We start from the raw sequence: 23,862 nt of genomic DNA on the forward strand, positions 1-23,862 counted from the left end.
CATGCGTAAAAACAAGGACCTAAAGCGCGAGAGCGAATCTGAAAGACCGCGCCGCGCTTTAGGGCACGATGCCGAAAAGTGTGAGCGGTTTTCGGGCGACATCATGCTCTCACTTTTTAACTTAGAACAGGATTCAGATTTTAGGCCGACCCGACCTAAATCATCCTGTTCTGGAAATATCGCCGGCAATCTATCGGCCGCCTGGTCGAGACAAGGACGTTCGCCGTTACAGCGCCGCGCGTCTTTTCAGACGCGCAAAGGACGCTGTAACACTTTGAATTGCGACATGCGCGGCGTTGAAAAGCGCCGCCGCCGCACTACATGAAAATCGCCTCACCTTGCAGCCAGCCACGGCTGTGCCTGTCATATGCAGGCCAATAATCAAAAAATGAAGTTCTTGAGTTCGCAAGCCCCTCTTGCGGCAGACACAAAGGAATTTTCCACGATGCGTTACAATCAACTCGGAAATACGGGACTTTTCGTCTCGGAAATCTGCCTGGGCACGATGACCTTCGGCGAAGCCAAACAGGGCAGCACCTGGGGCGCCATCGCCGACGTCGACCAGAACGCCGCCGACCGGATCGTCGGGCGCTCGCTTGCATCAGGCGTCAATTTCATCGACACGGCCGACGTCTATTCATCCGGCGAGTCCGAAAGGCTGCTCGGCCAGGCGCTGAAGAACCTCGATGTGCCGCGCAAGGACGTCGTCATCGCTACCAAGGTCTACGGCGTCATGGGTGACAAGCCGAACGACCGCGGCGCCTCGCGTGGCCACATCATGGATTCGGTCGAGGCGAGCCTCAAGCGGCTGCAGACCGATCATATCGACCTCTATCAGATCCACGCCACTGATACAGTGACGCCGATCGAGGAGACGCTGCGCGCTCTGGACGACCTCGTTTCCCGTGGTCTCGTGCGTTATATCGGCGTCTCCAACTGGCAGGCCTGGCGCATTTCCAAGGCGCTCGGCCTGTCGGAACGCCGCGGCTTTGCCCGCTTCGAGACAGTACAGGCCTATTACTCCATCGCCGGCCGCGATCTCGAGCGCGACATCGTGCCGATGATGCAGGAGGAAAAGCTCGGCCTGATGGTCTGGTCGCCGCTCGCCGGCGGTCTGCTCTCCGGCAAGTATGGTCCCGGCGCGCCCGGCAATGGTGAAGGCCGCCGCGCCAGTTTCGATTTCCCGCCCGTCGACAAGGACAAGGCCTGGGCCTGTGTCGCCGTCATGCGCGAAGTCGCCGAAAAACACGGCGTCAGCGTCGCCACCGTGGCGCTCGCCTATATCCTCGCCAAGCCCTTCGTCACCACAGTCATCATCGGCGCCAAGCGGGTCGATCAGCTCGACCAGAACCTTGCCGCCGTCAAGCTGAAGCTCGATGAAGACGATATGAAGAGGCTCGACGAGGTGAGCGCGCTTGCTCCGGAATATCCGGGCTGGATGCTGGCGCGACAGGGTGCCGGCCGTCGCCCGGCCGATTTCGAGCCGAAGGACTGACGTTACCGGCGTTGTGCCCCTGCTGTCCGGTTTGCGCGAATGGCTGCCCCTCACTCTAACCCCCTCCCCGTAAAAACGGGGCGAGGGGACGTGCCCTGCGAGAGGTGGCGGGGGACGGAGAGGTCGCGGCATATCCCCTTCGCGCCGCGTGCAGGGAGAAGGTGCCGGCAGGCGGAAGGGGCTGGTCGAGCATGACGAAAGAGTCTGGGAACGCCTGACATTTCCGGCGTTCCCCTTTTCCGTCAACGATCGACTACTTGCCCTGGGCCTTGAGCCAGGCATTCATCTCGGCGATCTCGGCTTCCTGCGCCTTGACGACGGCTTCGGCGAGCTTGCGGATATCGGGATCTTTTCCGTATTGCAGCTCGATCTTGGCCATATCGATCGCGCCCTGATGGTGCGGGATCATGCCGCGGACGAAATCCGCATCGGCATCGCCGCTATACTCGATCATCATATCCTTGTGCATCTTGGCATTCGCCTCGCTGAAGGCGTGGCTTGCCGCATCGTGGTTGCCCATCGGCTTGCTCATGTCCATCGGCTTGTCTTCGGCAAGGACGGGAGCGGCGACGATGGTGAGCATTGCGGTGAGGGCGATGATTTTCAAAGACATGAGAGTTCCTTCCTCTGTCTGACAATAGGTCTTCCAGGCGGCCGGGCCGCCCATTCTGCATGGAAAGCGTTGTCTCAGGACAGTCGGGGAGGGGGCGGCTGCGGCACCGGCTTGTCGTCGTCCAGGGCGCGGGCAGGCGCCGGGGCGGGGTAGCCGAAAATGGGCTTTCCGCCATCCATGACCGTCACCGCCGCTGGCAGCAACAGGCAGGCGGCGCAAAGCGGCATATGCGCGGAATTGCCGCTGGCGCAGGGGTCCTTCAAGGGATCGGCCTTATCAGCCATCCAAGGCCTTTCCATGCCTGCCATCTCATGATGCATGCCGGTTTCGATGGCGGCTGCATTCATCGACGCACAGGTTGGACAGCCCGCCCATGCGGACATGGCGCTAAAGATCAGCCAGCTAAGAAACATCGTGATGAGGGCAAGCATGCGCATGCCGTTTTATAGGCGAATGCCTGATACAAGCCAAGGCGACCGGCGGTCACATCCCGGTCACCAAGCGGCCATGACCTTGTGCTCGATCCTATAATCCTTGCTCTCTTCACCCAGTGGCGCGACCGGCCATGTCCATGCGGCTTTTGCCGGCGGCGGCAAGACGCCATGCAGCAGGTCGGCCTCTTCATGCGTCTTGCCGTTGCGGTCGATGACGGCATAGGCGATGTCGGTCACCAGGCAGCTGCGGCAGGGAAGTCCCGCAAGCCCGGTCAGATGTGCCGCGATCAGCCTTTCCACCGTGTCTTCAGGCATTCGCCCGGCCTCGGCCTCATGGCGTCGTTTCACGCCGCGACCGATCTGTGACAAGAGGTTGGCGGAAACCACAAAATCGAGATAGGGCACGCGGCGCAGGAAGCCGAGCGGTTCGGGTTCGCAGCCGGCAACAAGCTCATCATATCCGGAGAGATCGCGCTCGATCAGCCGGACATTGCGATAGAATTTGGCCGACAGCCACAGGCGCACCGAGGCGAGATGAACGAGGTCGACCAGGACGACGGTGTCGAAATCTCGCGCCAACGCTTCGATCGGCACGTCGCGCAACAAGCCGGAGCCGAGGACGACGGCGGTCCGCTTCCGCCTGAGGTTGGACGTTGCCGCAAGGATCGCCTTCCGGCTCATCTCCTCATGTTCGGCCCAATCCGCCGTGCAGCGCCCGGCCCGCGACCAGAGATTGACCGAATGGCGGATGAACTTTCGATGCGGCTTGCCGGTCAGCGGCAAGGTCGCGGCATAGAGAAGCGCCTCGGTGATCATGAGCATATCCGCATTTCTGAGGGAACTCCTTCGTTCAATCGATTCTCGCAGCCACATCAAGACCCTTCGCCCTTGCCGCTCCCCGCCCAATCCGCTAGGAAACCGCCACTGTCACAGTCAGTGGAATCCCCGGAAATGAACGACAAGCAGAAGAAACCGCAAAAGCTCAAGGCCCGCCTGCCGCGCGGCTTCGTCGACCGGACGGCCGGCGATATCCGCGCCGTCAACGAGATGACGGCAAAGATCCGGGAAGTCTATGAGCATTATGGTTTCGATCCGCTCGAAACGCCGCTATTCGAATATACCGATGCGCTCGGCAAGTTCCTGCCCGACAGCGACCGGCCGAACGAGGGCGTGTTCTCGCTGCAGGACGATGACGAGCAATGGATGTCGCTGCGTTACGACCTGACGGCGCCGCTCGCCCGTCATGTCGCCGAGAATTTCAACGAGATCCAGCTGCCCTATCGCACTTATCGCGCCGGCTACGTCTTCCGCAACGAGAAGCCGGGCCCGGGCCGTTTCCGCCAGTTCATGCAGTTCGATGCCGATACCGTCGGCGCGCCTGGTGTTCAGGCCGATGCCGAAATGTGCATGATGATGGCCGATACGCTGGAAGCCCTCGGCATCAAGCGCGGCGATTATGTCATCCGCGTCAATAACCGCAAGGTTCTGGATGGTGTGCTCGAGGCGATCGGTCTCGGCGGCGACGACAAGGCCGGCCAGCGGCTGAACGTGCTGCGGGCTATCGACAAGCTCGACAAGTTCGGCCCGGAAGGCGTGGCATTGCTGCTTGGTCCCGGCCGCAAAGATGAATCCGGCGACTTCACCAAGGGCGCTGGTCTCGATAAGGAGCAGATCGACAAGGTACTGTTCTTTGTCGGCATCACGGACTATGCCGAAAGCGCTCTCCGTCTCACCGAACTGGTTGCCGGAACCGCCAGGGGTGGCGAAGGCGTCGAGGAGCTGAATTTCATCGGTGCGCTGGTGACCAGCGCCGGCTATGGCCCTGACCGCATCAAGATCGACCCCTCCGTCGTGCGCGGCCTCGAATATTATACCGGCCCGGTCTATGAGGCCGAACTGACCTTCGACGTCACCAATGAAAAGGGCGAGAAAGTCGTCTTCGGTTCGGTCGGCGGCGGCGGTCGTTATGACGGCCTCGTCTCCCGCTTCATGGGCCAGCCGGTTCCGGCGACGGGCTTTTCGATCGGCGTCTCCAGGCTGATGACGGCGCTGAAGAACCTCGGCAAGCTCGGCGCCAGCGAGGTCATCGAGCCGGTGCTGGTGACCGTCATGGACGGCGATGTCGAGGCGATGGGCCGCTACCAGAAGATGACGCAGGAACTGCGCGCCGCCGGCATTCGCGCCGAGATGTTCCAGGGCAACTGGAAGAAGTTCGGCAACCAGCTGAAATATGCCGATCGCCGCGGCTGCCCCGTCGCCATCATCCAGGGCGGCGACGAGCGCGAGACAGGCGTCGTGCAGATCAAGGATCTGATCGAAGGCAAGCGGCTCTCCGGCGAGATCGAGGACAATGCCAGCTGGCGCGAAGCGCGGGTGGCACAGGAGACGGCGCCGGAAGCCGACCTCGTCGCCAAGGTCAGGGAGATCCTTGCTGCGCAGGCCGAGGATCGGAAGAGGGCGGGCTCCGGCTTCGAAACTCCATATGATCCCGCTCAAGCCGGTGACACAGATGACGATGTTTGAGAGAAATCTCCCCTTCTCCCCTCGGGGAGAAGGTGGCCCGAAGGGTCGGATGAGGGGGCACCGCGGCAGAAGCTGTCCTTCGCTTGCCGCTCAGGACATTCGTCGTTTACACTCCTCATCCCCCTCATCTGCCCTGTCGGGCATCTTCTCCCCGCTGGGGAGAAGAGGGAAGTTCAGCCAATGCCCCTGATCAATCTCCCCGAATTCGCCAACGACCTCATCGCCGAATTCGATGCGCGCAACGCCGAGCGCATCGATACGCCTGTCATTCAGCCGGCCGAGCCTTTCCTTGATATTGCCGGCGAAGATCTGCGTCGCCGCATCTTCATGACGGAGAGCGAAACCGGCGCCAGCCTCTGCCTGCGTCCCGAATTCACTATTCCCGTCTGTCTGCGTCACATCGAGACGGCGACCGGCACGCCGAAGCGTTATGCCTATCTCGGCGAGGTTTTCCGCCAGCGTCGCGACGGCGCCAATGAATTCTATCAGGCCGGCATCGAGGATCTTGGCGATATCGACCTGTCAAACGCCGACGCCCGCGCCATCGGCGATGCCACCGGCATTCTCGCCCGCTTGCTGCCGGGCCGGCGCTTAGCCGTGACATTGGGCGACCAGGCAGTCTTCGAGGCCGTCGTCCAGGCGCTCGGCCTGCCGCTCGGCTGGCAGAAGCGCCTGATCCACGCCTTCGGCAGTATGACGCAACTGGAAGCACTGCTTGCCAGCCTCGTCAGCCCGCAATTCGTCACCGGGCTGGACGACGATATCGCCAGGCTTGTCGCATCGGGCGACGAGCAGGCGCTGGTCGCCCATCTCGAGCGGGAGATGCAGAAGACCGGCTATTCGACGAATGCCGGCCGCTCGGCTCTGGAGATCGCCCGACGGCTCAAGGAAAAGCTCATCCTGTCCGAAACGCGCCTCGACGATGCAGCCTTCCACGTGCTGGAAGAATTTCTGTCGCTCGACGTGCCGCTGGTCAATGCTTCCGCAGCCCTTTCCGGTTTCGCCGATGCTGCCGGCCTGAAACTCGGCAATGCGCTTTCCCGCTTTAATGGCCGCGTTGCAGCACTTTACAACGCCGGCGTCGATCTTTCCTGCCTCGACTACCGCGCCGCCTTCGGACGGCCGCTCGACTATTACACCGGCCTCGTCTTCGAGGTGACGGTGGAAGGCTCGACCGCGGTGCTCGCCGGCGGCGGCCGTTTCGACCGGCTCCTGACCTTCCTCGGTGCGACGGACCGCATCCCGGCCGTCGGCTTCTCCTTCTGGCTCGACCGCATCGAAACCGAAAGGGCAGCCGCATGACCATCACCATCGCGCTTCCCTCCAAGGGCCGGATGAAGGAAGACGCTTCGGCGATCTTCGAACGTGCCGGCATGACGATTTCTGCGGTCGGCAACGATCGCTCCTATCGCGGCCGCGTCGAAGGCTGGGATGATGTGGAGATCGCCTTCCTCTCGGCTTCCGAAATCTCCCGTGAAATCGGCAATGGCACCGTCGATTTCGGCGTCACCGGCGAGGATCTGATGCGGGAGGGTTTTGCCGAGGTCGACAAACGCGTCGAATTCTGTGCCCGTCTCGGCTTCGGCCATGCCGATGTCGTCGTCGCCGTGCCGGAGATCTGGTTCGATGTCGACACCATGGCCGATCTCGTCGATGTCGCCGCCGATTTCCGCGCCCGCCACGGCCGACGCCTAGCCATCGCCACCAAATACTGGCGGCTGACCCAGCAGTTCTTTTCGAGCCAGCACGGCATCCAGCTTTATCGCATCGTCGAAAGCCTGGGCGCTACCGAGGGCGCTCCCGCCGCAGGCTCGGCCGATATCATCGTCGATATCACCTCCACCGGCTCGACGCTGCGCGCCAATCACCTGAAGGTGCTCCAGGACGGTGTCATCCTGCATTCGCAGGCCTGCCTCGTGCGTGCCCGCAAGGAAAACCACGCCGGTGAACCCGCCGTGCAAGCAATCATTGAGGCAGTGCGCGCGGCCCTCTGATCCCGGCCATTCAGGCACAAGAAAACCCGCCGTCGGATGACGGCGGGTTTCGTATTTGCGGGAGGATGTCTGCTGGTATCAGGCGGCCACGTAGGCGCCGCGGCGGGCATCGAGCGAGTAGGCGCCGGCACCGACGGTGGCGAGCAGTATGTACGCGCCGGCCAGCGTGATATTCTTCATGACCATGATCTGGTTGAGAATGTTCACGAGTTCCGTGCCGCTTGCGTAGGGCAGGTGGAAGGCAATGCCCGTGAAGACACAGAAGGCGGCGAGCAGCCAACCGGCAATGCGGACCTGGAAGCCTGTGAGAACCGCAAGGCCGGCCAGCAGTTCGAAAAGGCCTGCGACATAGGCCAGCAGGGATGCTGCCGGCAGGCCGGCACCGGCGATCATGCCCGCAGTACCGGCAGGATCGGTTAGCTTCATGAAGCCGGAAACGATGAACATGAAGGAAAGCAGGATACGGGCAATCAGGATGATGACGTTGTTCGACATGGACGTTGGCTCCGTTTGAAGGACTTTGGAGATCTCGGTGCCCGGCACCGCTTCGACCTCGGATGCGTCTATGTCGCTCTTTTCTTGCGTTGTGGAAAGATAAACGAAAGGGGACAGTTCGTTCACTAATATGGAACGATCTCGAAAGTGCGTCGTGTTCGACTGAATTCATGCGACGCGTTTAGATCTTTGTTGTCATGCAGTCGTTGTCCCAAAACCGCTGCGCACTTTTGGCGACATGCATTGGCTGCCCCCCGCTTGCCTTTGCCGAGCCGGGTCTTTTATGGTCGACTGATAACATGGAGAATCCGATGGCAGATCTGTCCGCATTTCCGATCACGACGCGCTGGCCGGCGAAAAATCCCGACATCATCCAGCTCTATTCCCTGCAGACCCCGAATGGGGTGAAGGTATCCGTCGCCCTGGAAGAGCTCGGGCTAGCCTATGAGCCGCATTATATTTCCTTCGCCGCCAACGAGCAGAAGTCGCCGGAATTCGAATCTCTCAACCCGAATGGTCGCATCCCGGCAATCATCGATCCGAACGGGCCGGACGGGAAGCCGATCGGCCTTTTCGAATCCGGCGCCATTCTGCTTTATCTCGCGGAAAAAACCGGCAAGCTCATCCCTACCGATGCCGTCGGCCGATATGAAACCATCCAGTGGGTGTTTTTCCAGATGGCGGGCATCGGCCCGATGTTCGGCCAGTTTGGACATTTTTATAAATTCGCCGCCGACAAGGTCGCCAACAATTCCTACCCGGTGGAGCGTTATCGCGATGAATCCAAACGCCTGCTCGGCGTGCTCGAAGACCGCCTGAAAGGTCGCCAGTGGATCATGGGCGACCTCTATACGATCGCCGACATCACCACCTTCACCTGGGTTCGTGGCGCCGACATCTTCTATGGCGGCCGCGAGGTGCTCGAATATGCGAAATTCCCCGCCGTCTCGGATTGGCTGGAGCGCTGCATCGCTCGTCCGGCAAGTGCCAGGGGCCTCAATATACCGGCCAAGCCGGAGTAACGAACGACCCAAGAGATCGCCGATCCCGGCCCCTCATCCGGCTGCTGCCACCGGGGTCGAGCCACGGGTCTCGACCCGTCCTTCGGACCCCGGTAAACGGGGCGAAGGGACCATGCCGCAAGCTGTCCGTGTCCCGTCTACCTATCGCAGGGCACGTCCCCTCGCCCCGCGAGCGGGCTAGGGCATATACATATCTCGCAAAGCCCATCCATCGGCGACGGCTCGAAAGTATTTGAGGCCGTTGAAGAAGGTGATTGGGCCCGGCGGCTTGGCCGAGGCGTAGCCGTTCCAGCCGCCGAGCTTGGCGATGATCCAGGCGGCCCAAGCCAGCGAGGCCTTAGAGTGGGGATTGGACTGCAGCTTGGTTGTGCCCTTGAAACGGCTTTCGAGGGCGGCGAGGGTATCGATCTCGGCTGCCGTGAAGGTCAGGCTTGCCGGCTGGTGATCGCCGCCGCTGCGGGCTTGGACGAGCTGGAGGACGATTGCTGCGGCCTTGGCGGCGATGGCGACGAGCTTTTCCAGCCGTGCCGCCAGATGCAACTGGCTGTCCTCGATCTTGAAGCCTTGGTTCTTCATCACCCGAAAGAACTGCTCGATCATCCAGCGCTGCTTGTACCAGGCGACGATCTGCCAGGCATCGGCCGGGCTGCTGAGCCAATGGGTGGTCAGGAGCAGCCAGTGCAAGGGCTCGACACCGTCGGGGGCGGCCGGTTCAACGATCTCGACCCAGCTCAGCCTGACGCCATCGGGCAGGCTAGGCCTCTCGCAGGTTTTGCGGCCGCCGGATCGTCGCTTCGCCGAAGCGCAGGCACACCGTCGCCTGCCGCGCCGGACGGTCGGCGCGCTCGCGCAGATCAATCGTCTGAGTATCGCAAAACGCCACCGTTTCGACCGCGCGGCGCAGTTTGGAACCGTCGATGAGCGCATGGTCATGCATGACGCGCGACAAAAGATCGAAGCGCCGATCGGGCAGGCGCGCCCACATGATGAAGAAGTCACCCTCCCGGTCGGCGATCGCCGTGACCCGGGCCGCACGCGAAAGCACCAGTTTGGCCGCCTCTGCCGTCTCCACCCAGCGCCGCGATTCCTTTTCGTTCAACGGCCGCTCGGCATGCGGCGTAAGCTCTTCGCTACCCCGCGTCCAGACCCGGCCGCCCACCAGGCCAAGGCAGCTGCCGGTGTCGGCATCGAGCGCCAGCATCGGATGCAGCAAAAGGCCAAAGCAATTGCCTTTTTTGATCTTGCCCAATTCCCGCCGGCTGTCCGGCGTCGTCGCAAACTTGATCTCGCTGGTGTCCTGCAGCGCCAGCACGTGGCGACCCTCAACCGCAGACCGGGTCTCCTGGCTCCAGCCGGCAATGATCTCTTCCACGCTCACCGCACTGTTGTTGAGAAAACGCCCGAACCGGATCTCCTGCGAATGGTTGCCCCCGGCCAACTGGCGAAGGCAAACCGTCTCGCGCAGCACAATGCGACGGAGCAGCACCGCCCCCCTTTATCGAGACGACGATCTCCAAACCGGCCCAACGAAAAATCATGCCCTACATCCATCGGCGACGCTCCCAAATCAAAACATCGCCAAAACAATCATACGGCCCGCAGTAAAGGAATCCGACCCCCGCAAACCGAGTCAATCCGTCGCACCGACTTATGTATATGCCCTAGCGCGAGCGGGGAGAGGGTTAGGGTGAGGGGCAGCCATTCCACCCTTATCGCCGGCTTGAGATCTGCTTTGCGCCTGCCAGCTTGAAGCGCGGAAAGAGGAAGACGCCGACCATGCTGCCGCTGTATTTCTGCTCTAGCCCGTGGGACTCGCCCATGCAGAAGAGCGGCTGGCGAAAGCCGTTCGGCATGTTGATTGTCGTCGAAAAACAGAAGGAGGAGCAGCGGGTTGCCGCCTGCTCGAACAGCTCCAATATGTGGCTGCGGTCCTTGGCATCGTAGCAGCGGATCAGGCTTAGGAGTCCGCATTCCTGTGCGGCAAGGCCGTGCAGCATTGCGCTCCATTCGCCGAGACGAAGCATGCCGCTCGAAAAATCGCCCGTCCAGGCTTCGGAAACGGAAAACTGTGCCAGCATCTCGTGATTTTGATTGGCGTCATCAAACGAGCCGGGCGTTAGCGGTTCGGCTGCATTGGCTCTGGCGATGTTAAACAAGGCGTTCTCCCGTTCGGATGCGGCTCCTCGGCCGCACGCTCGGCAAACACAAAGAAGCAGGATCACGCAGCAGCGGGCATGATGCCCGCGCTTACCTTCGGCGGTTATTGCCACGGCCATCTGGCCTCCGTAACCGGAGCCCTCGAAGCCGAACGTTAACGTATCGCTTTCCGCGCTCCGGCCTCGTCTATCGCCGAGCGCGTTTGAAGTGCAGCGCGGATTTATAGGGGCTTTTGGACAAACGGCAACGGCTTTTTAAGGGGTCTTCGGATCGCCTCATTTCTTAGGATGCCTGCATCTTCGGCCTGTTTCGCGAGAATTGGCACAGGAAGATCATCTTTGAGAGTGTTGCAAACGTTTTCACTCTGCGTCAGGTCGGAAATCGTACCGCAACGCAGTGATCTCTCGCATGTCGCTAGACTGAGAAAGGCGCGGGCAACGCAAGCCTAGCGCAAGTTTCGCCCCCTGGGGTTGCAACAGAGGGCCGGATAAACGTTTCGTCGGCCATGCCAGTCAGTGTGCCGCACGTCGAATCGCTTTGGGCAAAAGAAAAGGGCGACCCGAGAGCCGCCCTTCCTATTCCGGATGCCGGAATGGTAGTCAGTGATGGCTTTCGCCTATCACATCATGTCCATTCCGCCAGTTCAGCGCGCTTGACGCGCTCAACCATCTTTAAATGATGGGCGGATTCATGAACGATGCTGTGAAAGGCCGTTGGCCTATCACATCATGTCCATTCCGCCCATGCCGCCCATGCCGCCCGGCATGCCGCCGCCAGCCGATTCTTTCTTCGGCAGTTCGGCGATCATGGCTTCGGTGGTGATCAGCAGCGATGCAACAGAAGCAGCGTTCTGCAGCGCCGTGCGAACGACCTTGAGCGGGTCGACGATACCCATGGCGATCATGTCGCCATATTCGGATGTCTGGGCGTTGTAGCCAAAGTTGTCTTCGTTCTTGTCGAGGACCTTGCCGACAACGATCGAGGCTTCGTCGCCTGCGTTTTCAGCGATCTGACGAACGAGCGACTGCAGGGCGCGGCGAACGATATTGATGCCGGCTTCCTGGTCGTCGTTTACACCCTTGACGGTGATCTTCGTGGAGGAGCGGAGCAGAGCGATACCGCCGCCGGGGACGATACCTTCCTGAACAGCAGCGCGGGTCGCGTTGAGCGCGTCGTCGATGCGGTCCTTCTTCTCCTTCACTTCGACTTCGGTCGAGCCGCCGACGCGGATGACGGCAACGCCGCCAGCGAGCTTGGCAAGACGTTCCTGCAGCTTCTCGCGATCGTAGTCGGAGGTGGTTTCTTCGATCTGCGCCTTGATCTGGGCAACACGGCCTTCGATGTCGGACTTGGCGCCCGAACCGTCGACGATCGTGGTGTTTTCCTTGGAGATCGAAACCTTCTTGGCACGGCCGAGCATGTCGAGCGTGACGGATTCGAGCTTGATGCCGAGATCTTCGGAAATGACCGTACCGCCCGTCAGGATGGCGATGTCTTCGAGCATGGCCTTGCGGCGGTCGCCGAAGCCAGGCGCCTTGACGGCAGCGATCTTGAGGCCGCCGCGCAGCTTGTTGACGACGAGCGTTGCGAGGGCTTCGCCTTCGACGTCTTCAGCGACGATGAGGAGCGGCTTGCCGGTCTGGACGACGGCTTCGAGAACCGGCAGCATCGACTGCAGGTTCGACAGCTTCTTCTCGTGGAGGAGAATGAAGACGTCTTCGAGGTCGGCGATCATCTTTTCCGGATTGGTGACGAAGTAGGGGCTGAGGTAGCCGCGGTCGAACTGCATGCCTTCGACGACTTCGAGTTCGGTTTCGGCGGTCTTGGCTTCTTCGACGGTGATGACACCTTCGTTGCCGACCTTCTGCATGGCTTCAGCAATGTCGAGACCGACCTGCTTGTCGCCATTTGCCGAAATCGTGCCGACCTGTGCAACTTCTTCCGAGGTGGAGATCTTCTTGGCCTTGGCCTGGAGATCCTTCACGACGTCGGCAACAGCAAGATCGATGCCGCGCTTCAGATCCATCGGGTTCATACCGGCTGCAACGGCCTTGTTGCCTTCGCGAACGATCGCCTGGGCAAGAACGGTAGCCGTCGTGGTGCCGTCGCCGGCGATGTCGTTGGTCTTCGAAGCAACTTCGCGGACCATCTGGGCGCCCATGTTTTCGAACTTGTCTTCGAGTTCGATTTCCTTGGCGACGGAAACGCCGTCCTTGGTGATGCGCGGCGCGCCGAAGGACTTGTCGATGATGACGTTACGACCCTTGGGGCCGAGCGTGACCTTCACTGCATCGGCGAGAATGTCGACGCCGCGCAGCATTTTTTCGCGCGCGGTGCGGCCAAACTTGATTTCTTTAGATGCCATATTAGTAACTCCTGAATTCGAGTTGTTCGGGCAAAACGCCCGTCAGCCATTTCGGGAAAGCAGGTCGGCCGATCAGCCGATGATGCCCATGATGTCGGCTTCCTTCATGATCAGAAGGTCTTCGCCGTCGATCTTGACTTCGGTGCCGGACCACTTGCCGAACAGGATGCGGTCGCCAGCCTTGACGTCGAGTGCGACGACCTTGCCGGACTCATCGCGTGCGCCGGAGCCGACGGCGACGATTTCGCCTTCCTGCGGCTTTTCCTTGGCGGTATCGGGAATGATGATGCCGCCCTTGGTCTTGGCTTCGGACTCAACGCGGCGAACAACGACGCGGTCGTGAAGGGGGCGGAAGTTGGTGCTTGCCATTGTCTAATCCCTCGATCGAATGACATTCGCGGACCGGAGTGGCCCACATGGATAGATGTTAGCACTCCCTTGCGGTGAGTGCTAGCGACGAGCATTTAGGGATGGCTCCGAAAGGAGTCAATGAGAGCAGTCACGAATTTTTGTGCCGGAATTGTGAAGAGGCTTGAGAATAGTCTGAGATTGCGGCCGAAACGCCGGCGCGGTCGAACTTTGCCGAAGTCGTCCGCCGTCGGCGAGCTGCCGCTTCGGGATAATCGTCAAACCCTTGCCGATCCGCACACTCGGATCGCCTTCCCGAGTTCTTCGCAGGAGCCGGGCAGCGAAGAAATTTCCTTGCCATCGCCTTGCGCCTTTGCAATGTCACCGGTGACTGAAGCAAATCGGGAAATCGGAATGGCCAGGCGGATAGAAAACTTCTCGGAGATATCAGGTCACTATGATGTGGTGCTCTGCGATGTCTGGGGCGTCGTTCACAACGGCGTCGATCCGTTCCCGAAGGCGGCCGCAGCCCTTGAAGCGGCGCGCGAGAACGGCGTCGCCGTCGTCCTCATCACCAATTCGCCGCGCCTTTCCTGGCAGGTGGTCGAGCAGCTGCGCCATATCGGCGTTCCCGACAGCGCCTATGACAGGATCGTCACCTCTGGCGACGTCACGCGCGGGCTGATCGCCGAAGGGCCGAAGACCGTCTTTCTGCTCGGCCCCGAGCGCGACAAAGCGCTACTCGAAGGCATTGGCGTCGAACGCCGGCCGGCGGGCGAAGCGCAATCGCTGGTCTGCACCGGCTTTTTCGACGACGAGACGGAGAAGCCGGAAGATTACACCGATATTCTTCTTGATTTCAAAGCCCGCGACGTGCCGATGATCTGCGCCAATCCCGACCTCATTGTCGAGCGCGGCCATCGCATCATCCCCTGCGCCGGCGCTATGGCCGCCTACTACCAGCAGCTCGGCGGCAGTACCCGCATCGCCGGCAAACCGCACCGGCCGATCTACGAGGCAACGCTTGCGGTGGCCCGCGAGCTTCGCGGCGATTTCCCCGTCGAGCGCGTGCTGGCGATCGGCGACGGCATGCCGACCGATGTGCGCGGCGCCTTGAATTACGGCCTCGACCTTCTCTACATCAGCGGCGGTATCCACGCCAAGGAATACACCCTCAACGGCGAAACCGACGAGGCGATCCTCAACGCCTATCTCGAACGGGAAAACGCCGCGCCGAAGTGGTGGATGCCCCGCCTTGCATGAAGACACGCCTTGCATGAAGAGAAGCCAGCCGATGACCGTCTTCCACCGCAATGAAACCCGCGAACCCCTACCCGCCCATCTGAAGGGCGGCGTCATTGCCATCGGCAATTTCGACGGCGTGCACCGCGGCCATCAGTCGGTGCTGAACCGAGCGCTCGAAATCTCCAAGGCGCGCGGCATCCCCGCTTTGGTGCTGACCTTCGAGCCGCATCCGCGCACGGTCTTCCGGCCGCAGACGCCGGTCTTTCGGCTGACGCCGGCGCCCCTGAAGGCCCGCATCCTGGAAACGCTGGGTTTCAGCGCCGTCATCGAGTATCCCTTCGATTACGAATTCTCGCAGCGCTCGGCCGATGATTTCATCCATTCGATCCTGAAGGATTGGCTCGGCGCTTCCGAAGTCGTCACCGGCTTCGATTTCCATTTTGGCCGCGGCCGCGAGGGCGGTCCCGCCTTCCTGATGAATGCCGGCAATACCTACGGCTTCGGCGTCACCCTGATCGATGCCTTCCGCGACGAAAACGCCGATGTCGTCTCTTCGAGCCATATCCGCGCGCTCCTCAATGAGGGCAATGTCAGCGAAGCCGCCGGCATGCTCGGTTACCGCTATACGGTGGAAGCCGAGGTGATCGACGGCGAAAAGCTCGGCCGCCAACTCGGTTTCCCGACGGCCAACATGCGCCTGCCGCCGGAGGTCGATCTTGCCGCCGGCATCTACGCCGTCCGCTTTCGCCGTCAGGACGGCACGCTCCACGACGCCGTCGCAAGCTACGGCCGCCGTCCGACGGTGACGGAAAACGGCGCGCCGCTGCTCGAAACCTATCTTTTCGATTTCAACGGCGATCTCTACGGCCAGCTCTGCTCCGTCTCCTTCTTCGGCTATATCAGACCTGAGCTGAAATTCGACGGCCTCGATCCGCTGGTCGCCCAGATCAAGCGCGACGAGGAAGAGGCGAGGGCACTGCTTGCGGGTGTTAAGCCGCTCGGCGCGCTTGACCGGAAATTGTGCTTTTCCTGAGTGGCCTTGAGCTATCTTCGGCTCAGGGGAAATTGACCGGGATCGTTCGTCCATGGATCGAAGATTGCTGCGCCGGAGAAGCGCGTATCCCTGACGTTTCGCGTTACCAGGTAGAGATTGTGCTCGATTGCCGTAGCGGCGAGCATCGTGTCGACAACCGACGGCGCATGTCCAGTCCTCAGTTTCACGCGCCCTGAAATGACGCCCCGGTGCCTGACGGCTGCGTCGCTCAGCGAAAGAACGCGTTGCGAAAACCTTTCCTCCAGCGCATCGCGGGAGGCCGCATAACGATAGCGGTTTTGATCGTCCTCAGGCAGGTTTTCGATGCCCTTGTCATATTCCGCCAGTGTGAGGATGCTGATGAACATCTTCTTCTCGTCTTGAGCCGCAGCCCAGGATTTGACGGAGGGTGCACCGTTCGGATTGATCAGCGCGGCAATGACGTTGGTATCAAGCAGCCAGCCGATCACAGCTCGGCATCCCGTCCGTAATCTGCCTCTCGCTCAAGGTCGAGCTCTTTGAGATCGAGGCTTTCCATGAAGGCGACGAAAGGCTTTTTCGGTTCGGCTTTGGTCAGTTGGTCGAGCTCTTCGGCGCTGATGACGACAACGCTGTCCCGGCCGCGAACGGTTACGCGCTGTGGTCCTTCGCTGTGTGCGCGGCGGACCACCTCGCTGAACCGCGCTTTCGCGTCTTCGAGCTTCCAGCTTTGCTTCGTGATTTGTTTCATGCCTCTGGCTCTCGATCTTGTCTGGTCAGATAGTCAGATATATAACGCAAGCCGCACAGAGTTTCCAGCCTTAGGCTTTCCGGAACGATGCGGCTACCGGCGATCCCAGCCACTTATGCCGATTGCGGGCCGCGAATTCTTCTCTTCCTTTTCCCGGCAAAAACGCCTATGAACCGGCGCGATGACGAAATATCGGCTGGCAATGATGATGCGAATTATCGGCCCGGCCTTCCGCGCGCGCTAAGCGGCCGGAAGGTCCGGGTTTTTGGCGCTTGGATACGAGCGCTTCCGTCACCAGCTATTTCACGCCCGTTGCGCCCCTTCCTGGGCCGCCAGAAAACGATTGTCAGACATGACCGACACAGCCGAAAAGATCGACTATTCGAAGACCCTCTATTTGCCCGAGACCGATTTCCCCATGCGCGCCGGCCTGCCGCAGAAGGAGCCGGAACTCGTCAAGCGCTGGCAGGAGATGGGTCTCTACAAGAAACTGCGTGCTTCCGCCGCCGGCCGCGAGAAATTCGTCCTTCACGACGGCCCGCCCTATGCCAACGGCAACATCCATATCGGCCACGCGCTGAACAAGATCCTCAAGGACGTCATCAACCGTTCGTTCCAGATGCGCGGCTACGACGCCAATTACGTGCCCGGCTGGGATTGCCACGGCCTGCCGATCGAATGGAAGATCGAGGAGAAGTACCGCGAGAAGGGCAAGAACAAGGACGAGGTCCCGGTCAACGAATTCCGCCGGGAATGCCGTGAATTTGCCGCCGGTTGGATCAAGGTCCAGGCGGAAGAGTTCAAGCGCCTTGGCATCGAGGGCGACTTCGACAATCCCTATACGACGATGAACTTCCACGCGGAATCGCGCATCGCCGGCGAACTCTTGAAGATCGCCGCGAGCGGCCAGCTTTATCGCGGCTCCAAGCCGATCATGTGGTCGGTCGTCGAACGCACGGCGCTGGCCGAGGCCGAGGTCGAATACCAGGATTATGAGAGCGACACGATCTGGGTGAAATTCCCGGTGGTCGAAGGTCCGGCCGCGCTCAAGGATGCGTTCGTGGTCATCTGGACGACCACGCCCTGGACGATCCCCGGCAACCGCGCGGTCTCCTTTTCGCCGCGCATCTCCTACGGCCTCTATCAAGTGACGGTCGCCGAGAACGATTTTGGCCCGCGTCCGGGCGAGAAGCTGATCTTTGCCGATAAATTGGCCGAAGAATCCTTCGCCAAGGCCAAGCTGCAGTACAAGCGCTTGAGCGATGTCTCTGCGGCCGATTTCGCAGCGATGACCTGCGCGCATCCCTTCAAGGGTCTCGACGGCGGCTATGAATTCCCCGTGCCGCTGCTCGACGGCGACCACGTCACCGATGACGCCGGCACCGGCTTCGTCCACACCGCACCCAGCCATGGCCGCGAAGACTTCGATGCCTGGATGTCGGCTGTCCGCACGCTTGAGGCGCGCGGCATCGAGACCAAGATCCCGTTCCCGGTCGACGACGGCGGCTTCTACACATCGGACGCTCCCGGATTCGAGGGCGCCCGCGTCATCGACGACAACGGCAAGAAGGGCGATGCCAACGACCGTGTCATCAGGGAACTGATCGCCCGCGGCGCGCTCTTTGCCCGCGGTCGTCTGAAGCATCAGTATCCGCATTCCTGGCGCTCGAAGAAGCCGGTCATCTTCCGCAACACGCCGCAATGGTTCGTCTATATGGACAAGACCCTTGCCGACGGCACGACGCTGCGTTCGCGCGCGCTCGGTGCGATCGACGATACGCGCTTCGTGCCGGCCGCCGGCCAGAACCGCCTGCGCGCCATGATCGAGGGCCGCCCGGACTGGGTGCTCTCGCGCCAGCGCGCCTGGGGCGTGCCGATCGCCGTCTTTGCCGACGATGAGGGCGAGGTTCTGGTCGATGAAGCCGTCAACGCCCGCATCCTCGAAGCCTTCGAACATGAGGGTGCCGACGCCTGGTTTGCCGAAGGCGCCAAGGAGCGTTTCCTCGGCAATGATCACGACCATTCCCGCTGGACCCAGGTCATGGATATCCTCGACGTCTGGTTCGACTCTGGCTCGACGCACACCTTCACGCTCGAAGACCGCCCGGATCTGAAGTGGCCGGCCGATCTTTATCTCGAAGGTTCCGACCAGCATCGCGGTTGGTTCCATTCGTCGCTGCTGGAATCGGCGGCCACCCGCGGCCGTGCGCCTTACAACGCCGTCCTCACCCATGGTTTCACCATGGACGAGAAGGGCGAGAAGATGTCGAAGTCGAAGGGCAACGTCACAGCACCTCAGGAAGTGATGAAGGATGCCGGCGCCGATATCCTCCGCCTCTGGGTGATGACCTCGGATTATGCCGACGACCTGCGCGTCGGCAAGACGATCATCCAGACCAATGTCGACGCCTATCGCAAACTGCGCAACACCATCCGCTGGATGCTCGGCACGCTCGCCCACGACAAGGGCGAGGAGATCGCGCTTGCCGACCTGCCGGAGCTGGAGCAGCTGATGCTGCACCGGCTGGCCGAACTCGACGAGCTGGTGCGCGAGAACTACGATGCCTTCGACTTCAAGAAGATCGCCCGCGCGCTGATCGATTTCGCCAATGTCGAGCTGTCGGCCTTCTATTTCGATGTCCGCAAGGATGCGCTCTATTGCGACGCGCCGTCGAGCCTGCGCCGGCGCGCCAGCTTGCACGTCATTCGCCAGATCTTCGATTGCATGGTGACATGGCTTGCCCCGATGCTGCCCTTCACCACCGAGGAGGCCTGGCTGTCGCGCAACCCGTCCGCCGTTTCCGTGCATTTGGAGCAGTTTGCCCCGGTTGCGAAGGAATGGCGCAACGATGCCCTGGCCGAGAAGTGGAAGAAGATCCGCGCCGTGCGTTCGGTCGTGACCGGCGCCTTGGAAATCGAGCGCAAGGACAAGCGCATCGGCTCCTCGCTGGAAGCGGCTCCGCTCGTCCATATCGCCGATCCGGAATTGCTGAAGGCGCTGGAAGGCCAGGACTTCACCGAAGTCTGTATCACCTCGGCAATCGAGATCAAGGCCGGCGAAGGGCCAGTGGATGCCTTCCGCCTGGCCGAGGTGCCTCTGGTCAGCGTCGTGCCGAAGCTTGCAGAGGGTGAAAAATGCGCCCGCTCCTGGCGCATCACCAAGGATGTCGGTTCCGATCCGGAATATCCCGATGTTTCGGCCCGCGACGCTGCCGCGCTTCGCGAACTCGCCGCGCTCACGTGAAGAATATTGCCGGGTGAATTGCGCTTTCGCGGTTCATCCGGTAAAAGCTGCCTGAAAATGGCCGGATTTTTGCGTCAGGGGGACGGTTGTCCGGTTGGGCGACGATTGCACCGGCTGGGCTGGAAGGGTTTTCATGTTAGCAACGCATTGGTTCCGTATGGGCGCCTGCCTGTCTGTTGTCGTGGCGGGATGTTCCCTGGTGTCCGGTTGCGCCAGCAGCCCCACCTACGGCACCGACAAGACCGCCATGGAACAGTTGACCGACGATCTCGGCCAGTCCGTCTCGTTGACCGGTCCGGACCCGAAGAACAAGGGCGTCAAGTACACGCCGCGTCCGACGCTGGTGCTGCCGGCGCAGGCGCAGAAGGAGACCCTCGTTGCGCCGCAGCAGACGGTCGCCAACAAGGACAATCCGCAATGGCTGGAATCGCCGGAGGAGACCCGCGCCCGTCTCGTTTCGGAAGCCGACGCGAATTCGGACAATCCGAATTACCGCTCGCCGCTCGCAAGCTCTGCGATCGAAGGCGGCCGGCGCACGACGGAAGAACAGACCAAGGCCTATCGCGAAGCCCGCGCCTTGCAGAAGGGCTCCTATATCGATCAGCGCCGCTATATATCGGATCCGCCGCCCGGCTACCGCACTGTCGACGATCCGGCAAAGCTCGATGATGTCGGCGAGCCCGAACTCAAGAAGCAGAAAAAGCGCAAGAAGGATGCAGCTGTCGCCAACACCGGCAAGCAGTGGTGGAATCTCCTGCAATAAGGGCTCTCGGCGCGTAGGCACGGCTGTTCGGTTGGTTTAAATAGAGCAGCCCTCATCCGGCTGCCGCCACCTTCTCCCCGCTTGCGGGGCGAAGGGACATGCCGCACCGGTTTCCTCAATCTCAACGCCGCGTTTGGCACGTCCCCTCGCCCCGTTATTACGGGGAGAGGGTTAGGGTGAGGGGATTGGCGCGACCCAGACGGTCGTGGCACGAGGCCGAAAATGACGCCGCCGCGCCCAGGTGCCCGGATTACGGCGCCTCTCTCTTTTGCGAAAAGAACCTTCGCAGCATATCGGCCGATTGGACCTCGTTGAAACCGGAATAGACCTCCGGAGCGTGGTGACAGGTCGGTTGCGCATAGAATCGCACGCCATTGTCGACGGCGCCGCCCTTCGGGTCCTCGGCGCCGTAATAGAGCCTGCGGATACGCGCAAACGAGATGGCTGCTGCGCACATGGTGCAAGGCTCCAGCGTCACGTAGAGATCGGCGCCGACAAGACGTTCCTGCCCGAGCGCTTCGCAGGCGAGCCGGATCGCGGCGATTTCGGCATGCGCGGTCACGTCTTTCAGCTCGCGCGTGCGGTTTCCGGAGCGTGAAACGGCAATATCGTCGACAACGACGACGGCGCCGATCGGCACCTCGCCGCGTTCTCCGGCGGCACGCGCCTCTTCGAGGGCCATCTCCATGAAACGATTTGTCTTCACGATCGCAAGAATTTCCACTTAACCGCAGATGCGTGACCTGATAGACAGGCCGAAAAGGCAGGCAAACAACAAATGACACCCAAAGACAAGCCAAAACGCCCGGGCGCAAAGCCCTTTTCACGGGGCACCGGGCCGAAGCCGGGCGATGCGAAGCCGGCAAAGGCTGCAGCCGCACGTCCAATCGCGGCCGAGACCGACGGCGAGGCCAAGGCCGAACGCATTTCCAAGGTGATGGCGCGCGCCGGCGTCGCCTCCCGCCGCGACATCGAACGCATGATCATGGAAGGCCGTGTGACGCTGAACGGCAGGGTTCTCGAAACTCCCGTCGTCAACGTCACGCTCGCCGACCGCATCGAAGTCGACGGCGTGCCGATCCGCGGCATTGAGCGGACCAGGCTGTGGCTTTATCATAAGCCCACCGGGCTGGTGACCACCAATGCCGATCCGGAAGGCCGGCCGACTGTCTTCGACAACCTGCCGGAAGAACTGCCGCGCGTCATGTCGATCGGCCGGCTCGACATCAATACCGAAGGCCTGCTGCTTTTGACCAATGACGGCGGTCTCGCCCGGGCGCTCGAGCTGCCGGCGACCGGCTGGCTGAGACGTTACCGGGTCCGCGCCCATGGCGAGATCGATCAGGACGCGCTCGACAAGCTGAAGGACGGCATCGCCGTCGACGGTGTGCTCTACGGCTCGATCGAGGCGACGCTCGACCGCACGCAAGGCTCGAACGTCTGGATTACCATGGGTCTTCGCGAAGGCAAGAACCGCGAAATCAAGAACGTGCTTGGCGCGCTCGGCCTCGACGTCAATCGCCTGATCCGCATTTCCTATGGCCCGTTCCAGCTCGGCGACCTGCCGGAAGGTCATGTCATCGAGGTGCGCGGCCGCACGCTGCGCGACCAGCTCGGCCCGCGCCTCATCGAGGAAGCCAAGGCGAATTTCGACGCGCCCATCTACAATGCGACGGCGGTCGCCGCCGAGGAAGAGGCAGAGCCGGCAGCACCGGAAAAGCGCGAACGGCCGCGCCGCGACGAGGACAAGCGCGAACGGGCGCTGAGCCGCCTCGATACGAAGCGCGACGACCGCCACGGTGGGGTGCGCAGAGACGACGATCGCCGTGACGGCGGCCGCAGGGACGACGAGAAGCCGAAGCGTCCCCAGCCGCTCGGCCAGCGCCGCAGCGCCAATGTCTGGATGGCGCCGGGCGCCCGGCCGCTCGGCGAAAAGGCCGCGGCGAAAGCTGCCAAGAATGCGCAGACCGCACGCAAGCGCGGCGAGCAGTCGCCGGCAAAAGGCACTGGTTTCGATCGCATCGAAGATCGCCCGCGCACCCAGGTGAACCGTGTGCGCGAAGAGGATGGCGAATGGATCCGCTCGAGCGAAGAGCCCCGCCGCAAGGATGAGGGCGAGGGCTTCGGCCGCAAGCGCGGCTTTGGCGATCGCCCCGCCCGCGAAGACCGCGGTTCTGGCGACCGCCCGGCGCGCGGCGAACGGCCGTTCGGTGATCGTCCCTCGCGTGGGGATCGGCCCTTCGGCGACAAGCCTCGGGGTGATCGCAAGCCGCGTGCGGATGGTGACGAGCGGCCTCGTGCCGCCAGAAGCTCCGCCGGTGAGGGCCGTTCGGAGCGCCCGCGCGGCGACCGGCCGTTCGGTGATCGTCCCCCGCGTGGAGATCGTCCCTTCGGCGACAAGCCGCGCGGTGATCGCAAGCCGCGTGCGGATGGTGACGAGCGGCCTCGGGCGGCGAGAAGCTCCGCCGGTGAGGGCCGTTCGGAGCGTCCGCGCGGCGACCGGCCGTTCGGCGATCGTCCGTCGCGTGGAGACCGGCCCTTCGGCGACAAGCCACGTGGTGATCGCAGGCCGCGCGAGGAAGGCGACGAACGTCCGCGGGCAGCCAGAAGTTTTGCCAGTGAGGGCCGCTCCGAGCGTCCGCGCGGCGAAAGATCGTTCGGCGACAAGCCTGCGGGTGACAAGCCCCGCGGCAAGAGCTTCGCGGGCAAGCCCGGCGGGCCTAAGAATTTTTCCGGCAAGCCGAAAGGCGCCAAGCCGGGCGGTGACAGGCCGGGCGGCGACAGGCCTGCGGGCGGGCCGTCCAGAGGTGGTGCTAAAGGAAAAGGAATGACGCGCGGTGCGGATCGTCGGCGGTGAGTTTCGCGGACGGGCTCTCGCCGTGCCAAAATCCAACGAGATTCGGCCGACTGCCGACCGGACGCGCGAGAGCCTGTTCAATATATTGAGCCATGCCTATCCGGAATGCGTCGATGGCACCCGGATCCTCGACCTTTTTGCCGGAACCGGCGCCGTCGGCCTCGAAGCGGTTTCACGCGGCTGTCGCCATGCGCTCTTCGTCGAAAACAGCGTCGAGGGCAGGGCGCTGCTCTGGGAGAACATCGATGCGCTCGGCCTGCACGGCCGCAGCCGCATCCTGCGCCGGGATGCGACCGATCTCGGCAGCGTTGGCAATCTCGAACCCTTCGACGTGCTCTTTGCCGACCCGCCCTATGGCAAGGGTCTCGGCGAAAAGGCGATGGCGGCGGCGGCCGAAGGCGGCTGGCTGCGGCCAGGCGCCATTGCGGTGCTCGAAGAACGCGCCGATGTTGTCGTTTCCGTGCATCCTTCCTATGTTTTCCTCGAAAGCCGCATCTTTGGCGATACGAGGGTGCATTTCTTCCGATATCAGCCGCAATAAGCG

Annotated in this window: 24 protein-coding genes; 12 read left to right on the forward strand and 12 right to left on the reverse strand. The window is 62.0% G+C overall.

Annotated elements, in window-relative coordinates; genetic code table 11:
* Position 1 precedes the first annotated feature (1 nt).
* Together N1937_RS02520 and N1937_RS02525 are read left to right on the forward strand one after the other, a co-directional pair.
* A complete protein-coding gene (locus tag N1937_RS02520) occupies positions 2-325 on the forward strand; it encodes a hypothetical protein (protein WP_260057379.1) in 324 nt (107 codons plus the stop codon).
* Positions 326-445: 120 nt separating this feature from the next.
* On the forward strand, positions 446-1,495 hold the full coding sequence (locus N1937_RS02525) for an aldo/keto reductase (protein ID WP_260057380.1): 1,050 nt from the start codon (positions 446-448) through the stop codon (positions 1,493-1,495).
* 253 nt (positions 1,496-1,748) lie between these two features.
* Here the strand turns inward: N1937_RS02525 and copM are convergent, their stop codons facing one another.
* The 3 genes from copM to N1937_RS02540 form a co-directional block, all read right to left on the reverse strand.
* Positions 1,749-2,108, reverse strand: coding sequence for a CopM family metallochaperone (gene copM / locus N1937_RS02530; RefSeq protein ID WP_026154449.1), 360 nt, complete (start codon positions 2,106-2,108; stop codon positions 1,749-1,751).
* A 74-nt stretch (positions 2,109-2,182) separates the two neighbouring features.
* A complete protein-coding gene (locus N1937_RS02535; protein ID WP_222294575.1) occupies positions 2,183-2,545 on the reverse strand; it encodes a hypothetical protein in 363 nt (120 codons plus the stop codon).
* A gap of 57 nt (positions 2,546-2,602) precedes the next feature.
* Positions 2,603-3,364 carry a hypothetical protein gene (locus N1937_RS02540; RefSeq protein WP_260057381.1) on the reverse strand — a complete coding sequence of 254 codons (762 nt, stop codon included), beginning with the start codon at positions 3,362-3,364 and terminating at the stop codon, positions 2,603-2,605.
* A 129-nt stretch (positions 3,365-3,493) separates the two neighbouring features.
* On the opposite strand from N1937_RS02540, the gene hisS reads away from it, so the two are divergent.
* The 3 genes from hisS to hisG all read left to right on the forward strand — a co-directional run bounded on the left by hisS (position 3,494) and on the right by hisG (position 7,059).
* Positions 3,494-5,065, forward strand: coding sequence for a histidine--tRNA ligase (gene hisS, locus N1937_RS02545; RefSeq protein ID WP_260057382.1), 1,572 nt, complete (start codon positions 3,494-3,496; stop codon positions 5,063-5,065).
* A gap of 180 nt (positions 5,066-5,245) precedes the next feature.
* Positions 5,246-6,367, forward strand: a complete 1,122-nt coding sequence (locus N1937_RS02550) for an ATP phosphoribosyltransferase regulatory subunit (protein WP_170282680.1) — start codon at positions 5,246-5,248, stop codon at positions 6,365-6,367.
* On the forward strand, positions 6,364-7,059 hold the full coding sequence (hisG, locus tag N1937_RS02555) for an ATP phosphoribosyltransferase (protein ID WP_162118875.1): 696 nt from the start codon (positions 6,364-6,366) through the stop codon (positions 7,057-7,059). The genes N1937_RS02550 and hisG overlap by 4 nt, the downstream gene beginning before the upstream one ends.
* A 78-nt stretch (positions 7,060-7,137) precedes the next feature.
* On the opposite strand, the gene N1937_RS02560 is transcribed toward hisG, so the two are convergent.
* Positions 7,138-7,554 carry a DoxX family protein gene (locus N1937_RS02560; RefSeq protein WP_260057383.1) on the reverse strand — a complete coding sequence of 139 codons (417 nt, stop codon included), beginning with the start codon at positions 7,552-7,554 and terminating at the stop codon, positions 7,138-7,140.
* Between the two features lie 311 nt (positions 7,555-7,865).
* Between N1937_RS02560 and N1937_RS02565 the strand changes: the two genes are divergently transcribed.
* Entirely contained in the window at positions 7,866-8,576 is a 711-nt protein-coding gene (locus tag N1937_RS02565; protein WP_170276697.1) for a glutathione binding-like protein, read from the forward strand.
* Between the two features lie 177 nt (positions 8,577-8,753).
* On the opposite strand, the gene N1937_RS02570 is transcribed toward N1937_RS02565, so the two are convergent.
* The 5 genes from N1937_RS02570 to groES form a co-directional block, all read right to left on the reverse strand.
* Positions 8,754-9,260 (reverse strand): transposase, encoded by a 507-nt coding sequence (locus N1937_RS02570; protein ID WP_341850325.1) that lies wholly within the window; start codon positions 9,258-9,260, stop codon positions 8,754-8,756.
* Positions 9,261-9,330: 70 nt separating this feature from the next.
* Positions 9,331-10,062 (reverse strand): hypothetical protein, encoded by a 732-nt coding sequence (locus tag N1937_RS02575; protein ID WP_260059103.1) that lies wholly within the window; start codon positions 10,060-10,062, stop codon positions 9,331-9,333.
* A gap of 223 nt (positions 10,063-10,285) precedes the next feature.
* The gene (locus N1937_RS02580) at positions 10,286-10,732 is read right to left on the reverse strand and encodes a hypothetical protein (RefSeq protein WP_260057385.1); all 447 of its coding nucleotides are present in this window, start codon (positions 10,730-10,732) and stop codon (positions 10,286-10,288) included.
* 722 nt (positions 10,733-11,454) lie between these two features.
* Positions 11,455-13,098: a chaperonin GroEL gene (groL, locus tag N1937_RS02585; protein WP_017967179.1), complete on the reverse strand. Its 1,644-nt coding sequence runs from the start codon at positions 13,096-13,098 to the stop codon at positions 11,455-11,457.
* Positions 13,099-13,170: 72 nt separating this feature from the next.
* Positions 13,171-13,467 carry a co-chaperone GroES gene (groES, locus tag N1937_RS02590; protein ID WP_003545797.1) on the reverse strand — a complete coding sequence of 99 codons (297 nt, stop codon included), beginning with the start codon at positions 13,465-13,467 and terminating at the stop codon, positions 13,171-13,173.
* Positions 13,468-13,860: 393 nt separating this feature from the next.
* Between groES and N1937_RS02595 the strand changes: the two genes are divergently transcribed.
* Both N1937_RS02595 and N1937_RS02600 read left to right on the forward strand, forming a co-directional pair.
* Positions 13,861-14,709, forward strand: a complete 849-nt coding sequence (locus tag N1937_RS02595) for a TIGR01459 family HAD-type hydrolase (RefSeq protein WP_260057386.1) — start codon at positions 13,861-13,863, stop codon at positions 14,707-14,709.
* Between the two features lie 31 nt (positions 14,710-14,740).
* Positions 14,741-15,724 carry a bifunctional riboflavin kinase/FAD synthetase gene (locus tag N1937_RS02600; protein WP_260059045.1) on the forward strand — a complete coding sequence of 328 codons (984 nt, stop codon included), beginning with the start codon at positions 14,741-14,743 and terminating at the stop codon, positions 15,722-15,724.
* Positions 15,725-15,735: 11 nt separating this feature from the next.
* On the opposite strand, the gene N1937_RS02605 is transcribed toward N1937_RS02600, so the two are convergent.
* On the reverse strand, positions 15,736-16,194 hold the full coding sequence (locus N1937_RS02605; RefSeq protein WP_260057387.1) for a type II toxin-antitoxin system VapC family toxin: 459 nt from the start codon (positions 16,192-16,194) through the stop codon (positions 15,736-15,738).
* Positions 16,191-16,454 (reverse strand): type II toxin-antitoxin system Phd/YefM family antitoxin, encoded by a 264-nt coding sequence (locus N1937_RS02610; RefSeq protein WP_170262446.1) that lies wholly within the window; start codon positions 16,452-16,454, stop codon positions 16,191-16,193. The genes N1937_RS02605 and N1937_RS02610 overlap by 4 nt, the downstream gene beginning before the upstream one ends.
* 352 nt (positions 16,455-16,806) lie before the next feature.
* Here N1937_RS02610 and ileS point away from each other — a divergent pair, with 352 nt between their 5' ends.
* Together ileS and N1937_RS02620 are read left to right on the forward strand one after the other, a co-directional pair.
* A complete protein-coding gene (ileS, locus tag N1937_RS02615; protein ID WP_260057388.1) occupies positions 16,807-19,698 on the forward strand; it encodes an isoleucine--tRNA ligase in 2,892 nt (963 codons plus the stop codon).
* A 133-nt stretch (positions 19,699-19,831) separates the two neighbouring features.
* Positions 19,832-20,461, forward strand: a complete 630-nt coding sequence (locus tag N1937_RS02620; RefSeq protein WP_017962987.1) for a hypothetical protein — start codon at positions 19,832-19,834, stop codon at positions 20,459-20,461.
* 250 nt (positions 20,462-20,711) lie between these two features.
* On the opposite strand, the gene N1937_RS02625 is transcribed toward N1937_RS02620, so the two are convergent.
* Positions 20,712-21,149 (reverse strand): nucleoside deaminase, encoded by a 438-nt coding sequence (locus tag N1937_RS02625; RefSeq protein ID WP_032985246.1) that lies wholly within the window; start codon positions 21,147-21,149, stop codon positions 20,712-20,714.
* 90 nt (positions 21,150-21,239) lie between these two features.
* Here N1937_RS02625 and N1937_RS02630 point away from each other — a divergent pair, with 90 nt between their 5' ends.
* Positions 21,240-23,318 carry a pseudouridine synthase gene (locus N1937_RS02630; RefSeq protein WP_260057389.1) on the forward strand — a complete coding sequence of 693 codons (2,079 nt, stop codon included), beginning with the start codon at positions 21,240-21,242 and terminating at the stop codon, positions 23,316-23,318.
* Entirely contained in the window at positions 23,299-23,859 is a 561-nt protein-coding gene (gene rsmD, locus N1937_RS02635; protein ID WP_222281660.1) for a 16S rRNA (guanine(966)-N(2))-methyltransferase RsmD, read from the forward strand. Before N1937_RS02630 ends, rsmD begins: the two co-directional genes overlap by 20 nt.
* The last annotated feature ends 3 nt before the right edge of the window (positions 23,860-23,862 follow it).

Origin of the sequence: Rhizobium sp. WSM4643, assembly GCF_025152745.1 — a bacterium.
Lineage (GTDB): Bacteria > Pseudomonadota > Alphaproteobacteria > Rhizobiales > Rhizobiaceae > Rhizobium > Rhizobium leguminosarum_I.

What these genes read in the sequence shown, in the direction of transcription:
- N1937_RS02610 (WP_170262446.1), bottom strand. Translation starts at nt 16,454, where the DNA reads ATGAAACAAATCACGAAGCAAAGCTGGAAGCTCGAAGACGCGAAAGCG.
- hisG (WP_162118875.1), top strand. Translation starts at nt 6,364, where the DNA reads ATGACCATCACCATCGCGCTTCCCTCCAAGGGCCGGATGAAGGAAGAC.
- N1937_RS02540 (WP_260057381.1), bottom strand. Translation starts at nt 3,364, where the DNA reads ATGCTCATGATCACCGAGGCGCTTCTCTATGCCGCGACCTTGCCGCTG.
- N1937_RS02550 (WP_170282680.1), top strand. Translation starts at nt 5,246, where the DNA reads ATGCCCCTGATCAATCTCCCCGAATTCGCCAACGACCTCATCGCCGAA.
- N1937_RS02535 (WP_222294575.1), bottom strand. Translation starts at nt 2,545, where the DNA reads ATGCGCATGCTTGCCCTCATCACGATGTTTCTTAGCTGGCTGATCTTT.
- ileS (WP_260057388.1), top strand. Translation starts at nt 16,807, where the DNA reads ATGACCGACACAGCCGAAAAGATCGACTATTCGAAGACCCTCTATTTG.
- groES (WP_003545797.1), bottom strand. Translation starts at nt 13,467, where the DNA reads ATGGCAAGCACCAACTTCCGCCCCCTTCACGACCGCGTCGTTGTTCGC.
- N1937_RS02620 (WP_017962987.1), top strand. Translation starts at nt 19,832, where the DNA reads ATGTTAGCAACGCATTGGTTCCGTATGGGCGCCTGCCTGTCTGTTGTC.
- groL (WP_017967179.1), bottom strand. Translation starts at nt 13,098, where the DNA reads ATGGCATCTAAAGAAATCAAGTTTGGCCGCACCGCGCGCGAAAAAATG.
- N1937_RS02630 (WP_260057389.1), top strand. Translation starts at nt 21,240, where the DNA reads ATGACACCCAAAGACAAGCCAAAACGCCCGGGCGCAAAGCCCTTTTCA.
- copM (WP_026154449.1), bottom strand. Translation starts at nt 2,108, where the DNA reads ATGTCTTTGAAAATCATCGCCCTCACCGCAATGCTCACCATCGTCGCC.
- N1937_RS02595 (WP_260057386.1), top strand. Translation starts at nt 13,861, where the DNA reads ATGGCCAGGCGGATAGAAAACTTCTCGGAGATATCAGGTCACTATGAT.
- N1937_RS02600 (WP_260059045.1), top strand. Translation starts at nt 14,741, where the DNA reads ATGACCGTCTTCCACCGCAATGAAACCCGCGAACCCCTACCCGCCCAT.
- N1937_RS02625 (WP_032985246.1), bottom strand. Translation starts at nt 21,149, where the DNA reads ATGGAGATGGCCCTCGAAGAGGCGCGTGCCGCCGGAGAACGCGGCGAG.
- N1937_RS02560 (WP_260057383.1), bottom strand. Translation starts at nt 7,554, where the DNA reads ATGTCGAACAACGTCATCATCCTGATTGCCCGTATCCTGCTTTCCTTC.
- N1937_RS02565 (WP_170276697.1), top strand. Translation starts at nt 7,866, where the DNA reads ATGGCAGATCTGTCCGCATTTCCGATCACGACGCGCTGGCCGGCGAAA.
- N1937_RS02520 (WP_260057379.1), top strand. Translation starts at nt 2, where the DNA reads ATGCGTAAAAACAAGGACCTAAAGCGCGAGAGCGAATCTGAAAGACCG.
- N1937_RS02525 (WP_260057380.1), top strand. Translation starts at nt 446, where the DNA reads ATGCGTTACAATCAACTCGGAAATACGGGACTTTTCGTCTCGGAAATC.
- hisS (WP_260057382.1), top strand. Translation starts at nt 3,494, where the DNA reads ATGAACGACAAGCAGAAGAAACCGCAAAAGCTCAAGGCCCGCCTGCCG.